We start from the raw sequence: 16,317 nt of genomic DNA, 5'->3' as shown, positions 1-16,317 counted from the left end.
TGGGTGCTGGTCGGTTCTTCATGCCCGTTTTCCACCGGCCTCGCACACTTTTCATGAGACGGGCCATTGGAAGTGTGACTGATGGCTGAAATTCTTGTCCGCAATGCGGATCATATCCTGACCATGGACGACGACCGGCGCGAGCTGTCAGGTGCCGATATTCTGATCCGCGATGGGGCGATTGTCGCGATCGGGCCGGGGTTGCAGACCGTCGGCGAGGTTGTACTGGCCAATGGCTGTGTCGTGACGCCGGGTTTGGTAAATACGCATCACCATCTATACCAGAGCCTGACACGGGCGGTGCCTGGGGCGCAGGACGCGCTGTTGTTTGGCTGGTTGCAAAAACTGTACCCGATCTGGGCGCGGTTCGGACCGGAGCATATGTTCGTGTCGGCCCAGGTGGGGCTGGCAGAATTGGCGCTGTCGGGCTGCACGCTCAGCTCGGATCATCTGTATCTTTATCCAAATGGTGCGCGGCTTGAGGATACGATCCATGCGGCCGCTGAATTGGGCCTGCGGTTCCACCCTACGCGTGGGTCGATGAGCATCGGCGAGAGCAAGGGGGGCCTGCCACCGGATATGTTGGTGGAGGAGGAGGCCGCCATTTTGGAAGACTGCATTCGAGTGGTCGACGGCTTTCACGATCCGCGAGAGGGGTCGATGTGCCGGGTCGGGCTGGCGCCCTGTTCGCCGTTTTCGGTCAGCCGTGAATTGATGCGCGATACCGCCCTGCTGGCGCGTGACAAGGGGGTGATGCTGCACACCCATCTGGCTGAAAACGCCGAAGATGTGGCCTATTCCTTGGCCAACTTTGGCTGTCGACCCGGAGAATATGCACAAAGTCTGGGCTGGTTGGGCGACGATGTCTGGCATGCGCATTGCGTGCAATTGGACCCGGCAGAGATTGACCTGTTTGCGCGCACCCGCACCGGTGTGGCGCATTGCCCCTGTTCCAACTGCCGCCTTGGGTCGGGGATCGCACCCCTGCGTGCGATGCTGGATGCGGGGGTGCCGGTGGGGATTGGTGTGGATGGATCGGCCAGTAATGACAGCGGTAATCTGGTGGCAGAAGCGCGCATGGCGATGATGTTGCAGCGGGTGGCGCGTGGGGCTGACGCGATGAGCGCGCGCACAGCGTTAGAACTGGCCACACGCGGCGGGGCCGATGTGTTGGGGCGTCCCGATTGCGGGCGGCTGGCGGTGGGCAAGCGCGCAGACGTGGCGATCTGGGATGTAAGCGGCGTGGCAAGTGCTGGCAGTTGGGACCCGGCGGCGCTGCTGCTGGCCGGGCCAACCGCAGTGCGGGATCTTTTTGTTGAAGGCCGCCAAGTGGTGCGCGATGGTCAGGTAACGACGATTGATTTGGCGGCGCAGGTGGCACGGCACAACGAACTGGCACGGGAGTTGGCATTATGATGCGGATTTTAACGGTGGTCTTGGCAATCATGGCGCTGCCAGTCTGGGCCGATCCGGCGGCGTTGTCGGCCGTAAACGGGTTGCGCGCGGCCAAGGGCAGGGCGGCGGTGGTCTATGATCCAGTGTTGGAACGTGCGGCTGCTGCGCATGCGCAGGATATGGCGCGGCATGACTATTTCAGCCATCAGGGTAAAAACGGGTCAACCGTAGGGCAGCGGATCAGCGCGCAGGGCTACAAATGGTGCTTTGCGGCCGAAAACATCGCCAAAGGGCAGAAGTCACTGGCCGCAGTGATGCAAAGCTGGGCCGGATCGCAAGGGCATTACCAGAATATAATGCACCGCAAGGTGCGCGGTTTTGGTCTGGCCAGAGCCGAGGGTAACGTCTGGGTGATGGTGCTGGCGGCACCCTGTTAGGGTGAAAGCGGCCCCCGCGCTGCGGGGTGGGCGCGGGATTGATCTTATTTGATGGGCTGAAGGGGGGGCAGGGACGTTGGCGCGTTATCCTCGTCGTTGGCCCGCGACCCAGACGTCGGCAATGGCGCGGTCGTCGCCCATCATGATCGTGGCAAAGAGGCTTTCCCAGATGTCGGCGGCATTTTGGTGGCGTTGGGTGATCGCAGGGGTCGAGGTCAGTGACAGCACGGTGACGTCGGCCTCCATCCCCGGTTTGAGGCTGCCGACCTTTTCTTGCAGATGTAGGCTGCGGGCCGATCCGGCGGTGGCGAGCCAGATCAGCTGTGCCGCGTGCAGCGGGGTGCCGCGCAGCTGGCCGATTTCATAGGCCGCGGCCATGGTGCGCAGCATGGAAAATGACGATCCGCCGCCGGTGTCGGTGGCCAGACCGATGGGAATGGATCGCGCGCTGAGGCGGGCCATATCGAAGAGGCCGGAGCCGATAAATGTGTTGGAGGTGGGGCAGTGGACAAGGGCTGCTCCGACGTCGGACAGGCGGTCAACCTCGCGCGGCTCAAGGTGGATGGCGTGGCCGTAGAGGCCGCGTTCGCCCAGCAGCCCGTGGGTTTCATAGGTGTCGAGGTAGTCGCGGGCATTCGGATAAAGGTCGCGCACCCATGCGATTTCATCGGTCTGTTCGCTGAGGTGGGTCTGCATCAGGCAGGTCGGGTGTTCGGCCCAGAGTGCACCAAGGGCGGCAAGTTGGTCTGGCGTGGACGTAGGCGAAAAACGCGGCGTGATGGCGTATGTGGCGCGCCCCTTTCCGTGCCAGCGGTTGATCAGTGTCTTGCTGTCGTCATAGGCCGATTGCGGGGTGTCGCGCAGCCCTTGGGGCGCGTTGCGGTCCATGCAGGTCTTGCCTGCGACGATGCGCTGACCGCGGGCGGCGGCGGCGTCGAACAGGGCGTCGGCGCTATGAGGGTGTATGGTGCAGTAGGAGGCCACGGTCGTAGTGCCTTGGCCGAGTGTAAGATCAAGGTAACGCGCGGCGATCTCGGCCGCGTAGGCCGGATCAGCAAGGCGCATTTCCTCGGGGAAGGTATAAGTGTTGAGCCAGTCGATCAGCCGCTTGCCCCATGACGCGATGATCGCGGTCTGCGGGTAGTGCACATGGGCATCGACAAAGCCGGGGCAGATCAGCGCGTCGGTGTAACGGGTCACCTTGGCCTGTGGGTGCGCAGCGGTCAGGCTCTCGCCCTTGGCCATCGCGGTGATCTGGCCATTTTCGATGAGCACGCCACCAGCGGTGTCGATGTGCACGGCGTCCTGCCATGCCCCCTGCATCGGACTGCCGGTATATGTGAGTGTCGGACCAAGGAGGATATGTTGTTCTGTCATATTCGTTGTTTATGCCGCGTGGGAGACGGGAACAACGGTTAAGCGTCGCAGGCGGCATTGTGTCCCATCGGCGCGATGCTTATGGTCGCGCGAACCGGATAGATAGCGGAGGGCACGCGCATGTCGGACCAGATCGAAGAGATGCAGACCCCCGTCGAAAGTGAAGCGGATACCCAAGCTTACCGGTTGGATCGCAAGGCCGTTTCCGCGATTCTGGATGCGGTGGAATACGGTGATCAATCGCTGCTGACCGCGCTGATGGAACCGCTGCACGCGGCCGACATCGCCGACCTTTTGGAACAGATCAGCGAAGGTGATCGGCGGGATCTGATCCGGCTGTATGACCGCGAGTTTGACGGTGAAATCCTGTCAGAGCTTGACGAGTCGATCCGCGAGGAAGTCATTTCGATCCTGACGCCACAGGTGCTGAACCAGGCCGTGCGCGAGATGGACAGCGATGATGTTGTCGATCTGATCGAAGACCTAGAGGACGACCAGCAGGAAGCCATCCTAGGCGCGCTGGAGGATTCTGACCGGGTCGCGGTCGAGCAGGCGCTGACCTGGCCGGAATATTCCGCCGGCCGTCTGATGCAGCGTGAGGTGGTGATGGCGCCAGAGCACTGGACCGTGGGCCAAGCGATCGACCATCTGCGCGTGACCAAGGAAGAAGACCTGCCGGACCAATTTTATCACATCGTGATGGTCGACCCGCGCCTGCACCCGGTTGGCAATGTGACGCTGGGCAAATTGATGCGGTCGAAACGCGACACCATGCTGCGCGACATTCTGGAGGATACCTTTCAGGTGATCCCGGCGATGCGCGACGAGGGGGACGTGGCCTATGCGTTCAACCAATATCACCTGATTTCGGCCCCGGTTGTCGACGACGAGGGCCGGTTGATCGGGGTCATCACGATTGATGACGCCATGGCGGTGCTGGACGAGGAACACGAAGAAGATATCCTGCGACTGGCGGGTGTTGGTGAGGGGTCTTTGTCGGATCGGGTGCTGGAGACGACAAAGCAGCGTCTGCCCTGGCTGGCGGTGAACCTGGTGACGGCGATTGCGGCGTCGATGGTTATTTCGCAGTTTGAAGTGGCGATTGCACAGATCGTGGCGCTGGCAGTGCTGATGCCCATCGTCGCCTCGATGGGGGGCAATGCGGGGACGCAAAGCCTGACCGTGGCGGTGCGTGCGATTGCGACACGCGATTTGACCGGGTCGAACGTCTGGCGGGTGATCCGGCGCGAATGTTTGGTGGGTCTGATCAACGGGCTGATCTTTGCACTGGTGATGGGCGTTGTCGGGATCATCTGGTTCGGCTCGCCCGCGCTGGGCTATGTGATTGCCACGGCGATGGTAATTAACATGGTGGTGGCGGGGCTGGCTGGCACCGGCATTCCGATTTTGCTGGAGCGGGTCGGGGTTGATCCGGCGCTGGCGTCGGGGGCTTTTGTGACGACGGTGACCGATGTCGTGGGGTTCTTTGCCTTTCTGGGATTGGCGGCCATGGTGTTGCTGTGAACGGTTGGACGCAGGCGAAAGCCGTGGCGCGAAAAAACGCCTTTGCCCGGCGAAAGCCCTTGTTCGACGGGGCCAATGGGGCGCAGGCGGGTTATTTATCCGAGGTTTTGGCGGGCTATCGTGGGGTGCCGCTGTCGGGGTTCATGCCGATCCGTACCGAGATTGACCCACGCCCCGCGATGGCCGAGGCCTGCGCCCATGGCCCGGTCGGCGTGCCGGTGATCATGTGGCCGGATCACCCGCTGTCGTTCTCGCGCTGGACGCCGGAAACGCAGATGGTGGCCGGGGCCTTTGGCGCAATGATCCCGGAACATAACGACTTTTTCGAGCCGGAAATCCTGATTGTGCCGCTGCTGGCGTTCAACCGGCAGGGTGCGCGGCTGGGCTATGGCGGTGGATTTTATGACCGCACGCTAGAAATGTTGCGGGCCAGACGGGCGACGCTGGCGATAGGTTTTGCCTTTGCCGGGCAAGAGTGTGATGACATTCCGCTGGAGCCGACGGACGAGCCGCTGGACCTGATCGTGACCGAGGCGGGGGTTATCGAGGTGCCGAAGGGCTGAGGTGCGGAGCTGACATCTGGGGTTTGCGCATCCCAAGACCCAAGCGACACCATGGGGGTTTTCCACCCCCAAACCCCGGATGAGATTTATTTGGCAAAGCGAAAAGGGATTTGGGCTTGCTCGTCTCGAATGCGCGGCCTAGGTCATGGGCATGAAAATACTCTTTCTTGGCGATGTGATGGGCCGGGCCGGACGGCGCGCGATCACGGAAAATCTGGCGCGGCTGCGGCAGGAGTGGAAGCTCGATTTCGTCGTGGTGAACGGCGAGAACGCGACCGGGGGCATGGGGCTGTCGGGGGCGCATGCCAAAACATTGCTGGACGCTGGCGCGGACTGTTTGACGCTGGGCGATCATGCCTTTGATCAAAAGGACATGCTGAGCTATGCAGCGCAGGAGCCGAGGATCATCCGGCCATTGAACTTTTCCAAATCGGCACCGGGGCAGGGCGCACGTCTGTTTACGGCGCAGGATGGGCGCAAGGTTCTGGTCACGCAGGTGCTGGGTCAGGTTTTCATGAAGCGGCCCTTTGACGATCCCTTTTCGGCGCTTGAGCCAGTGCTGAAGTCTCACCCCTTGGGTGGGCTGGCGCAGGCGGTAATCGTTGACATGCATTGCGAGGCAACCAGTGAAAAGATGGCCATGGGCCATTGGTGTGACGGACGTGCAAGCCTTGTCGTCGGCACCCACACCCATGTCCCAACGGCAGACGCGATGATCCTGCCCGGCGGCACGGCATATCTGAGCGATGCGGGTATGTGTGGCGATTACAATTCTGTCATCGGTATGGACAAGGCCGAGCCAATGCGCCGTTTTATCACCGGCATGCCGCGTGAACGCTTTACCCCCGCCAATGGCGAGGCCACCCTGTCTGGCGTCTATATCGAGACCGACAACCGCACCGGGCGCGCCACACGCGTTGTACCGGTGCGCCAAGGCGGGCTGTTGCAGGCGAGCGCGCCCTGAGCCGAAAAATAGTCGGCTGTTACGGCAGCGCTTGCGGCATGCAGGGCAATCAGCGAAACTGCGCATGGCCCCGCCCGAAGGGGCTGTGATCTGGATGACTGGACTGTCCTGAATGGAATTTCTAAACTTTTCGCCTATGGAAGCTGCTGTGCTGACACTGGTGGTGGTGGGCCTGATGTTCGTGTTGTTTCTGCGCGAATCCTTCCCGACCGAAGTGGTGGCGATTGCGGGTGCGGCACTATTGCTGGCCATCGGTGTCTTGCCCTATGACGATGCGCTTGCCGTGTTGTCGAACCCAGCACCCTGGACCATCGCGGCGATGTTTATCATCATGGGCGCGCTGGTGCGCACCGGCGCGCTGGATGTGCTGACACGGCTGGCGGAGCGTTCGGCAAAGACGCATCCCAAGACCGCAGTCGTGGGGGTCATCATTTCTGTCATGGCCGCGAGTGCCATCATGAACAACACGCCGGTGGTTGTGGTGATGATCCCGGTGGTCGTGCAACTGTCGCGCACGCTGGGCACCAAGGCATCCAAGCTGTTGATTCCGCTTAGTTATGCCGCCATCATGGGCGGGTCTTTGACGCTGATCGGGACATCGACCAACCTGTTGGTGGATGGTGTTGCACGCGCGCAGGGGTTGGCGCCTTTTGGCATTTTTGAAATTATGCCGATCGGTCTGGTCGTCTGTGCCTGGGGGCTGATCTATATGGCGCTGTTCGGCAACAAGCTGCTGCCGGGGCGTGACAGTATGGCGAACATGCTGTCGGACAGATCCAAGATGAAATTCTTTACAGAGGCCGTGATCCCCACCGACAGTAACCTGATCGGTCGCGACGTGCTGGACGTGCAGCTGTTCAAGCGCGAAGGCGTGCGGCTGATCGACGTGGTGCGCGGCGATCAGTCATTGCGGCGCAACATGGCAGGTGTGCAGTTGCAGGTCGGGGATCGCGTCGTGCTGCGCACCCAGATGACCGAACTGCTGAGCCTTCAGGCCAATAAGGAACTGCGGCGGGTGGATCAGGTTTCGGCGGTGGAAACCACCACGGTCGAGGTGCTGATCACGCCGGGCTGCCGCATGGTCGGTCGGTCGCTGGGGTCCATGCGTCTGCGGCGGCGCTATGGTGTCTATCCACTGGCGGTGCATCGACGCAACCAGAACATCGGGCTGCAACTGGATGATTTGATTGTAAAAGTTGGCGATACGTTGCTGCTGGAAGGGGCCGGCGAAGACATCCAGCGTCTGGCCAGTGATATGAACATGGTCGATGTTTCGCACCCGTCGGCACGGGCATTTCGCCGGGGCCATGCGCCGATTGCCATCGCGGCGCTGGTGGGCATCGTGACCTTGGCCGCCTTTAACGTCGCGCCGATCCTGCTGTTGGCGGTCGTTGCCGTTGCCTTGGTACTGGTCACCGGATGCATCGACGCGGAAGAGGCGTTTTCATTTGTCGAAGGGCGGCTGTTGGCGCTGATCTTTGCGATGTTGGCAGTTGGTGCCGCCTTGCAGAATTCGGGCGCTATCACCCTGATTGTCGACAGTATTTCACCCAATCTGGCCAACCTGTCGCCCTTTTACGTGATTTTCGCGGTCTTCTTGCTGACCACAACGCTGACCGAAATCGTCAGCAACAACGCGGTGGCGGTGATCATGACCCCGATTGCCATCAGCCTTGGCACAGCCCTGGGCATGGACCCACGGCCATTGGTGGTGGCGGTGATGATCGCGGCATCCTGTGCATTTGCAACGCCCATCGGCTATCAGACCAACACGCTGGTCTATGGGCCGGGCGGGTACAAGTTCACCGATTTCATGCGCATCGGTATCCCGTTGAACCTGTCGATGTCGTTGCTGGTCAGTCTGATCATCCCGTTCTTCTGGTAGCCGTCAGGCGCGGCGCTGGTTCTCCTGCGCCGCGATTGTCTCGAACCCGCGCTGCGCTTCGATAAAGCTTTTGGTCAGCGGTGCGGTCAGCTCTGACTGGTCAGAAAAATATGCCCCGACGCGGCAGATCTGCGCGGCAAAGTCGGGGTGTACGCCAGCATCGTCATAGCGGCGGATGCGGTCCTTGCTCAGCCAGCCGCGTTTCTTGGCCTCTTTACTGATCAGTTTCAGCCGCTGCACCGCGTGGAACGTCAGGTAGACCGACAGGTAATCCAGATAGTCCTCCATCGGGATGCCGCAGGTCGGGTCAAAGGCGTCGATTACCACGTCGACCATAGCTTGCGGCGCGATTGGCCAGGCTTCGTCACCGATAAGCCAGGCGATGTCTTCGGCGCCGTGGCGCAGGCCGGCATATTCAAAATCAAACCAGCGCAACCGATCATCATGTCCGATGGCGGCGTTGCCCGATCGGCAGTCCCATTTTACGAATTGCTGCGCCGGTGCGTCGATACGCTCGTAGGCTGCGATGCGGTCAAAGCTGTCGGGGATACCCCCGGCAAGCCCTTTCAGGAAATCGACGGCATCGACGAAATTCATCACCCAGTCGCGGTTATTGCCCAGATGCGGCATGATCGTGTCGAGATCGGTTCGGCGCGCGGCAGAGTGGATGCGAAAGATCGCGCCAACAGCCTCGGCGGCGAGGTCGATCTGCTGCGGGGCGTCGACCTTGGCAATTTCGACATTCAGGCGGCGTTTGCCGACGTCGGATTGAAACATGATGTCGCCCACAACGCCCAGACATTCTGGCAGGTCGCTGCACTGCGCCCCCAGTTGGGTCAGCACATGCGCCTCAAGGTGGGTGCGGCGGAAATTCGGGCGCAGTGTGGCGATCACGGTGCGGTCGGTCATGTGCAACCGAAAGCTGGACCGGTTTTCGCCACCGGGCGCAGAGACACGCGCGACGTCCTGACCAAAATGCGCCCGTGCCGCTGCGACGATCTGTGCCTGTGCGCTTTTCTCTTTGGGTTTTGCCATTGGGCCCTCCGGTGATGTCTGACGCGGGTGTAACAGTTTTCTGCGGGCAGGGGTACGGCGCCTATGGGGCGAAAGCATGGCGTTTCATGGCGGATTGCAAAAGTTGATTCGGTGCGGCCTGGCGGTATTGGCGGCGGTTGAACGACAATACCAAAGCGGCCGCAGGACTGTTTCCGAAAAGGGTTCGGTTTTCGTCTAATTTCATGAAAATATGGAAAGAATTTGTCGAGACTATGACGGATTTGCTAATTTCTCATCCCTAAGGGTCACGCAGGGCATTTGATGCCTATTGCGGCGTAAAAAAATTTCGTGAGCATACAGAGAGGGATTGTAGCGATGGGGTATAGATTTTCCAAAGGCTGGGACGGCCACGGCGGTGGCCGAGGGGGCAATCGGTCAAAGTGGGCGCGCGATGATCGCCGCGGCTCGGGCTCTGGTGGTACCAAAGGATCGGGTTCGGGCGGTACCATGGGGTCAGGGGGCTGCAAGGCCAGCGGCACCAAATCCTATCACAACGGCGGCGTTGAAGGATCGTCATTCGCAAAGTGGTATGACGAAAATCTGGCCAATTTTTACGACGGCAGCACAGACGGTAAGGGTTCCGGCTCTGGCGGCACGAAGGGCTCCGGCTCTGGCGGCACCAAGGGTTCCGGCTCTGGCGGTACGACCGGTTCTGGTTCCGGTGGTACGAAGGGCTCCGGCTCTGGCGGTACGAAGGGGTCCGGCTCTGGTGGCACGAAGGGTTCTGGTTCCGGTGGCACAAAGGGTTCCGGCTCCGGTGGTACGAAGGGTTCCGGCTCTGGCGGCACCAAGGGTTCCGGCTCTGGCGGTACGAAGGGTTCCGGCTCTGGCGGCACGAAGGGCTCCGGCTCTGGCGGCACGAAGGGTTCCGGTTCTGGCGGCACGAAGGGTTCCGGTTCTGGCGGCACGAAGGGTTCCGGCTCTGGCGGCACCAAGGGTTCCGGCTCTGGCGGCACGAAGGGTTCTGGTTCCGGCGGTACGAAGGGTTCCGGCTCTGGCGGTACGAAGGGTTCCGGCTCTGGTGGTACGAAGGGCTCCGGCTCTGGTGGTACGAAGGGCTCCGGCTCTGGCGGCACGAAGGGTTCCGGCTCTGGCGGCACCAAGGGTTCCGGCTCTGGTGGCACCAAGGGTTCCGGCTCTGGTGGTACGAAGGGTTCCGGCTCTGGCGGCACCAAGGGCTCCGGCTCTGGCGGTACGAAGGGTTCCGGTTCTTGCGGGACGAAGGGTTCTGGCTCTGGTGGCACCAATGGCGGTGGCGAGCCGACCGATCCCAGTGATGGCAAGACCACGCTGAACTTCACGCTGGGCGATCCGGCCGAGGTCAATGTGTCCGTAACGGAAACACCTGATGGGCAGTTGTACTTTAACCTGACCCCGACGGATTTCGCTGACGAACCGGTAGACATTGACGGGATCTTCTTCAACCTTGCCGACAACAGCGGCCTGAGTACGCTGAACGTCTTCCCGGATGAAAACACCCGCGAAGTCACCGATATCCAAACGGATGCGAATGGCGTCGTTGCCTTGCCAAACGGTGCGGGTGTGGGCGAGAACTTTGACGTCGGTCTGCAGTTTGGCCTGGTGCCGGACAGCGCCGATGGCAATGTCACCACCACCAACTTTACGTTGTGGTCGGACGACGGGCCGCTGACTTTTGCTGACATTGACCTGTCGGGCATGCGCCTGGTGGTCGATTCAGACGAGGCAGGCGGCGAAGTCTTGGGCGTGTCGGCCAGCGATGATCCCAACTGGGATGTGGGCGACGCGGTACCGGACAGTGACATTGTGATCGAAGACGTGATGTCCTTGATGAGTGTCGTGCCGGATGAGACCGACGTGCCGGATGAAATCGAGGAAGATCCGCTCGACGTGGTCTGAGGCCAGCCGGTAAGCTGAGAACAGGAAAGGCGCGCCCGGTGGGTGCGCCTTTCCTACGTTGGGCCGCCGGTTACGCTGTGCGCCGAAACCACGCCAAGAATGGTAGCGCCACCAGATACATGGTGATGCCATAGACAGCAGAGGGCAGGGCATAGGTGCTAAAACCATCCGACTGGCCCGAGATCAACGCTGCCAGTGTGATGCCCAGCGTGGCGTTCTGGATACCGGTTTCAACCGCAATCGTCTTGCGCGCCTGCCATGCCAGCCCCGCAGCACCCGCCAAAAGCAGCCCGGCACACATCAGTCCTGCGTTCAGCGTGATCAGGGCCGGGCCGAGGCTGGCAAGGTTGGAGACAAAAAGCGCCCAGTTGCCTGCGAGGGCCGCGATCACGATCACAACAAAAAGCACCGTGGCCAGCACCGAAAGTTTCGGTTCGGCCCAATCGGCGGTCCCGGCGGCAAAGCGGCGGATGGCGACGCCGATGGCCACTGGCAGCGTGGTGATCAGGAACATCGCCAGCGCCAGTGTCGTGACAGAGACCTGCGGAGCCGCATCCCCCATAAAGTGCGCCACTGCCCAAACGGCCAGCACCGGCACCGTCAGGATGCTGAGCAGGGACACCACGGCGGTCAATGATACCGACAGCGCGACATCGCCGCCTGCCAGTTTCGCAAGCATGTTCGAGGTGACCCCGCCCGGACAGAAGGCCAGCAGCATCACGCCAACCGCCAGTTCTGCCCGTAGACCGAAGGCCAGGATCACCGCCCATGCGGCAAGTGGCACCAGCACGACTTGGCTGATGGCGCCGATGCCAAAGGCGCGCGGGTGTTTGGCAACACGCGCAAAATCAGCCCCGGTCAGTCCGATGCCGAGTGACAGCATGATTACTGCAAGCGACAGCGGCAGTACGACGTTGATCAGGATGTCCATTTAGTCCCCCCATGTTGCAGCCACGCTAGGGGGCAAAGGGTGCGTTTGGCAAGGCGCATGAGATGCGCCTTTGGAGGCGCTGCCTCCAAACCTCCGGGAATATTTAGGACCAAAAAGAGGAGATCAAAGCGGCCAGAAGAACAGGATCGCGGGGATCGACACGGTGACCACGATGATTTCCAGTGGCAGGCCCATGCGCCAGTAATCGCCAAAGGAATAGCCGCCGGGGCCGAGGATCAGCGTGTTGTTCTTGTGCCCGATCGGCGTCAGGAACGCGCTGGAGGCGGCAACTGCCACAGCCATCAGAAACGGGTCGGGCGAGACATTGAGGGTCTGGGCCATTTGAATGCCCACTGGCGCGGCAACGATTGTAGTGGCGGTGTTGTTGAGCACATCCGACAGGGTCATGGTGACCACCATCAGCACGGTCAGCACGATCCAGGGTGCCAGCCCATCGGTCAGCGACACCAGCGCCCCTGCGATGAGTTCGGTCCCGCCTGAGGTTTCCAGCGCAGCACCAAGCGGGATCATGGACCCCAGCAGCACGACGACGGGCCATTCGATATGGGTGTAAAGTTCTGCAAGAGGCACGATCTTGGTCAGCACATAGCCCACCACGACCAGCCCAAGGGCCACCGGCAAGTAGATCAGTCCGAAGGACGCAGCGACAACCGCGCCTGCGAACATGCCGATGGCGAGCCATGTTTTGCTGTCTTGGGTCACCGCAAGCCCACGGTCAGCCAGGGGCAGCACGCCAAGCCAGTCGGTGACGTGGGCAACCGTGTCGCGCGGGACCAGCAGCAGCAGAATATCACCAGCCTGCAAAGGTGTGTTGCGCAGTTGCGAGGTGATGCGTTTGCCGCGCCGCGACAGGCCCAGAAGCACCGTGCGTTGGCGCCATGTGATGCCCACGTCCTGCACGGTGCGCCCGTTCAGACGCGAAGCCTCGGGCACCACGACTTCGACCAGTTCAACGCCTTCGCCGCCGGCGTTAAGCAGGTTTTCGCGGTGGCTATCGGCCAATGCAAAGCTCAGCGTACTGCGAAATTCGTCAAGCGCGTCTGGCGTGGCTTCGAGGACCAGCGTATCACCCGCTTGCAACGACACGTTGCGCGCGGTGCCGTAGCGGCGTTGGCCGTCGCGGATCAGGCCCAGGATCGCAACATCGGCTTTGTCTGCCGTCTCTTGCAATTCTGCGAGGCGTTTGCCGATTTGTTTGTTGTCTTCGGGCACGGTGAGTTCGGCGATGTATTGCGAGATGTCTTCGGCATCCAGCAGACCATCATCGCGGGCCGGGATCAGCCGCCAGCCGACCAGCGCCACAAAGATCAGCCCGGCAACGGCGGCGATGCCGCCCACGGGGGCAAAGTCAAACATCTTGAACGGCGCGCCCAAAGATTCCTGGCGGATTGAGGCGATGATGATATTTGGCGGGGTGCCGATCAGCGTGGCCATGCCGCCAAGGATCGTGGCAAAGCTGAGCGGCATCAGGCTCAGCCCCGGCGCGCGGCCAGCCTTGCGGGCGGTTTGGATATCGACGGGCATCAGCAGTGCCAGCGCCGCCACGTTGTTCATAAAGGCGGACAGCACGCCGCCGATTGCCCCCATCAACGTGATATGCGCGCCAAGCGAGCGCGTCGAATCGACCAGCGTGCGGGTGATCAACAGCACAGCACCCGAGCGCACCAGCCCGGCCGAGACCACCAGCACCAGCGCCACGATCAGCGTCGCGGGGTGGCCGAACCCATCAAAGGCGTTCTTGGTCGGCACCACGCCGAGCACCACGCCTGCCATCAGGGCCGAGAAAGCAACGAGGTCATAGCGGAACCGGCCCCAGAGCAGCAGGCCGAAAACCGCGCCGAAAAGACTGAAGAGAATGATTTGATCTATTGTCATGGGCAGGTATCTAGCTTGGTTGCTGACGTTGTAAAAGCCGATGTTGCGCGTGAGATTTGGCGTGGCCTTTGGATGGGTGGCCCAAGCTGGCCAACCGCGCGGTGCCCAACGGGTCGGTCGATTGGCGCAGTACGGGGGGCGTCCGCGGCAAATTCGGCGTTAAGAAACCGGGGCACGTGGGGAATGGGGCTGTGGCTTGTTCCAATGCGGCGGCTGCCATATAGAGTGGCAAGAGTTTTTCAACCAGACGAGGTATACATGGCCGGCCATTCCAAATGGGCAAATATCCAGCACCGCAAGAACCGTCAGGATTCGGTTCGGGCCAAGGTGTTTTCCAAGATGTCCAAGGAGATCACCGTGGCCGCCAAGATGGGCGACCCGGACCCGGACAAGAACCCACGTCTGCGCATGGCGGTGAAAGAAGCCAAGTCGGTTTCCGTGCCCAAGGACGTTATCGACCGCGCAATCAAGAAATCGCAGGCCGGGGATGGCGACGATTACGAAGAAATCCGCTATGAGGGCTATGGCCCGAATGGCGTGGCGGTGATTGTTGAGGCGATGACCGACAACCGCAACCGCACCGCGTCGAACGTCCGGTCAACCTTTACCAAAAACGGCGGCAATCTGGGCGAAACGGGCAGCGTGGGTTTCATGTTCGACCGCAAGGGCGAGATCACTTATCCCGCGTCCGTGGGGGATGCGGACACCGTGATGATGGCGGCAATCGAGGCCGGGGCCGAGGATGTCGAAAGCACGGAGGACGGTCACGTGATCTGGTGCATGGACACGGATCTGAACGACGTGGCCACAGCACTCGAAGCATCTTTGGGCGAATCGGATTCGACCAAGCTGGTGTGGAAACCTACCACCACCACCGACATGGACCTTGAGAACATGGAAAAGCTGATGAAGCTGGTGGATGCGTTGGAAGATGACGACGACGTGCAGCGCGTTACCACCAATTTCGAAGCCTCTGACGAGGTAATGGCTGCGCTTTAGGGTCTGATGCGCAGACTTTGACCGAGACAAAAAAACCGCCCACTCTGGTCAGAGATGGGCGGTTTTTCTTTTCCGTTTCGACGGTGCGCGGGTCAGCCCGGCATACGCTTGCTGAACCAGCCAAAGGCGCGGGTGCGGCAGGGGGCTTGCGCTGCGGGCGTTTGCTGGGCGATGCGCGCCAGCACGCGTTTGACCTCGTTCAGGCGGGTCCGTGCGGCTGTGCCGCCGGCGCTGGCCTGCACGTGAAGAATTTTTGACTGCGTGTGCAGGGCTGCCTCGATCACGGCCAGTTCTGCGGGGCTGATTTCCAGCTTCTGTTGTTTGTCTAACATGACATCGTTCCTTTTACTCTGACCTGCACATAGGGTCGCACAAAGGGTTACGCTAGGGGCCGCGTCCTGGATCACTTAAATGTGTCAGATTTATTACGGTCTAGATCGGGGCCGGTGGTGTGGTCTGAACCTGTGGTGGCACAAGGGCACTGGTCGCAGCGTGTCTGATGGCAGCGGTCAGCGGGGCCAACGCCGGGGCCATGATCCGCGTCACCTGCCAGTACAGTGGCACATCGAGCGGCATCTCGGCGTCCAGCGCGACCAGTCGACTCGCCGTCAGATCCTGCGCCACCAGCATTTCAGGGTTCATACCCCATCCCAGCCCAACGCAGGCGGCAGTGACAAAACCGTGGCTCGACGGCAGATGGTGGGTGGGCGGCCCAAGGCGTTGGCCGGTTTTCTGCATCATCCAGCGGTGTTGCAATTGGTCTTTCGCATCGAATACCAGCATCGGCGCGCAGGCGAGTGATGCGGCAGTCACCCCCTGTTCAAAGCAGCGGGTCACAAAATCCGGGCTGGCGGTGGCGCAATAGCGCAGCGCGCCCAGCGACCAGATGTCACAACCGGGTGCCGCGCGGGATTGTCCGGTGACAGCGGCGCTGACCTCGCCCCGGCGCAGCCAGTCGTCCGAGGTGTCTTGATCGTCGATCACCAGATCAAACATGAGGTCCGGCACCGCCGCCAGCGCCGGGATCAGCCAGGTCGCCATGACGTCCGCAGGTACGGCGAGGCGCAGGCGCGGGGCAGGGCCGCCTGTGGGACGCGCCGCCGCCAATGCCTGCGCCTCTAGCAGTGCGATGTCTTCGGCGTGTTTGGCAAGGCGCTGACCGATGGGCGTGGCGGTGCAGGGCTGGCCACGATTTACCAGTGTCGCCCCCACCCGATCCTCCAGCGCCTTGAGCCGTTGTGAAATTGCCGAGGGGGTCACGCCAAGCGCGCCCGCAGCCGCGTCAAAGCTGCCCAGCCGCAGGATGGCGGCGAGGGCCGCGAGTTGAGCGCTGTCGAGCATTAGTTTTCCTAATCTGGACGTAGTTAATTGAGTTTGCTTAATGAACGCAGCCTGCGTAAGCAACGACAACC

Annotated in this window: 14 protein-coding genes; 8 read left to right on the top strand and 6 right to left on the bottom strand. The window is 61.5% G+C overall.

Annotated elements, in window-relative coordinates; all coding sequences use genetic code 11:
* The first annotated feature begins 81 nt into the window (after nucleotides 1–81).
* Both AC1965_RS11945 and AC1965_RS11940 read left to right on the top strand, forming a co-directional pair.
* Nucleotides 82–1,416, top strand: a complete 1,335-nt coding sequence (locus AC1965_RS11945; RefSeq protein WP_483884096.1) for an 8-oxoguanine deaminase — start codon at nucleotides 82–84, stop codon at nucleotides 1,414–1,416.
* Entirely contained in the window at nucleotides 1,413–1,832 is a 420-nt protein-coding gene (locus AC1965_RS11940) for a CAP domain-containing protein (RefSeq protein ID WP_483884095.1), read from the top strand. Before AC1965_RS11945 ends, AC1965_RS11940 begins: the two co-directional genes overlap by 4 nt.
* A gap of 84 nt (nucleotides 1,833–1,916) precedes the next feature.
* On the opposite strand, the gene guaD is transcribed toward AC1965_RS11940, so the two are convergent.
* Nucleotides 1,917–3,209 carry a guanine deaminase gene (gene guaD, locus AC1965_RS11935; protein ID WP_483884094.1) on the bottom strand — a complete coding sequence of 431 codons (1,293 nt, stop codon included), beginning with the start codon at nucleotides 3,207–3,209 and terminating at the stop codon, nucleotides 1,917–1,919.
* A gap of 120 nt (nucleotides 3,210–3,329) precedes the next feature.
* On the opposite strand from guaD, the gene mgtE reads away from it, so the two are divergent.
* The 4 genes from mgtE (at nucleotide 3,330) to AC1965_RS11915 (ending at nucleotide 8,145) form a co-directional block, all read left to right on the top strand.
* Nucleotides 3,330–4,733, top strand: coding sequence for a magnesium transporter (gene mgtE / locus AC1965_RS11930; RefSeq protein ID WP_483884093.1), 1,404 nt, complete (start codon nucleotides 3,330–3,332; stop codon nucleotides 4,731–4,733).
* Nucleotides 4,730–5,296, top strand: a complete 567-nt coding sequence (locus AC1965_RS11925) for a 5-formyltetrahydrofolate cyclo-ligase (protein ID WP_483884092.1) — start codon at nucleotides 4,730–4,732, stop codon at nucleotides 5,294–5,296. The genes mgtE and AC1965_RS11925 overlap by 4 nt, the downstream gene beginning before the upstream one ends.
* A gap of 151 nt (nucleotides 5,297–5,447) precedes the next feature.
* Complete coding sequence (locus AC1965_RS11920; RefSeq protein ID WP_483884091.1) at nucleotides 5,448–6,260, top strand: TIGR00282 family metallophosphoesterase; 813 nt, start codon at nucleotides 5,448–5,450, stop codon at nucleotides 6,258–6,260.
* 112 nt (nucleotides 6,261–6,372) lie between these two features.
* Entirely contained in the window at nucleotides 6,373–8,145 is a 1,773-nt protein-coding gene (locus tag AC1965_RS11915; protein WP_483884090.1) for an SLC13 family permease, read from the top strand.
* Nucleotides 8,146–8,148: 3 nt separating this feature from the next.
* Here AC1965_RS11915 and AC1965_RS11910 read toward each other — a convergent pair whose 3' ends face one another.
* A complete protein-coding gene (locus AC1965_RS11910) occupies nucleotides 8,149–9,180 on the bottom strand; it encodes a hypothetical protein (RefSeq protein ID WP_483884089.1) in 1,032 nt (343 codons plus the stop codon).
* A 336-nt stretch (nucleotides 9,181–9,516) separates the two neighbouring features.
* Between AC1965_RS11910 and AC1965_RS11905 the strand changes: the two genes are divergently transcribed.
* The gene (locus tag AC1965_RS11905) at nucleotides 9,517–11,079 is read left to right on the top strand and encodes a hypothetical protein (RefSeq protein WP_483884088.1); all 1,563 of its coding nucleotides are present in this window, start codon (nucleotides 9,517–9,519) and stop codon (nucleotides 11,077–11,079) included.
* Between the two features lie 70 nt (nucleotides 11,080–11,149).
* Here AC1965_RS11905 and AC1965_RS11900 read toward each other — a convergent pair whose 3' ends face one another.
* Together AC1965_RS11900 and AC1965_RS11895 are read right to left on the bottom strand one after the other, a co-directional pair.
* The gene (locus tag AC1965_RS11900; protein ID WP_483884087.1) at nucleotides 11,150–12,010 is read right to left on the bottom strand and encodes a bile acid:sodium symporter family protein; all 861 of its coding nucleotides are present in this window, start codon (nucleotides 12,008–12,010) and stop codon (nucleotides 11,150–11,152) included.
* Nucleotides 12,011–12,133: 123 nt separating this feature from the next.
* Nucleotides 12,134–13,906 carry an SLC13 family permease gene (locus AC1965_RS11895; protein ID WP_483884086.1) on the bottom strand — a complete coding sequence of 591 codons (1,773 nt, stop codon included), beginning with the start codon at nucleotides 13,904–13,906 and terminating at the stop codon, nucleotides 12,134–12,136.
* Nucleotides 13,907–14,164: 258 nt separating this feature from the next.
* Here AC1965_RS11895 and AC1965_RS11890 point away from each other — a divergent pair, with 258 nt between their 5' ends.
* Nucleotides 14,165–14,905: a YebC/PmpR family DNA-binding transcriptional regulator gene (locus AC1965_RS11890; protein WP_483884085.1), complete on the top strand. Its 741-nt coding sequence runs from the start codon at nucleotides 14,165–14,167 to the stop codon at nucleotides 14,903–14,905.
* Nucleotides 14,906–14,997: 92 nt separating this feature from the next.
* Here the strand turns inward: AC1965_RS11890 and AC1965_RS11885 are convergent, their stop codons facing one another.
* Both AC1965_RS11885 and AC1965_RS11880 read right to left on the bottom strand, forming a co-directional pair.
* Nucleotides 14,998–15,237, bottom strand: a complete 240-nt coding sequence (locus tag AC1965_RS11885) for a hypothetical protein (RefSeq protein WP_483884084.1) — start codon at nucleotides 15,235–15,237, stop codon at nucleotides 14,998–15,000.
* Between the two features lie 100 nt (nucleotides 15,238–15,337).
* On the bottom strand, nucleotides 15,338–16,246 hold the full coding sequence (locus tag AC1965_RS11880; protein ID WP_483884083.1) for an ArgP/LysG family DNA-binding transcriptional regulator: 909 nt from the start codon (nucleotides 16,244–16,246) through the stop codon (nucleotides 15,338–15,340).
* Nucleotides 16,247–16,317 lie beyond the last annotated feature (71 nt).

It is taken from the genome of Sulfitobacter sp. KMM 9851, from assembly GCF_057178245.1.
This window is presented reverse-complemented; position numbering and strand designations above follow the sequence as displayed.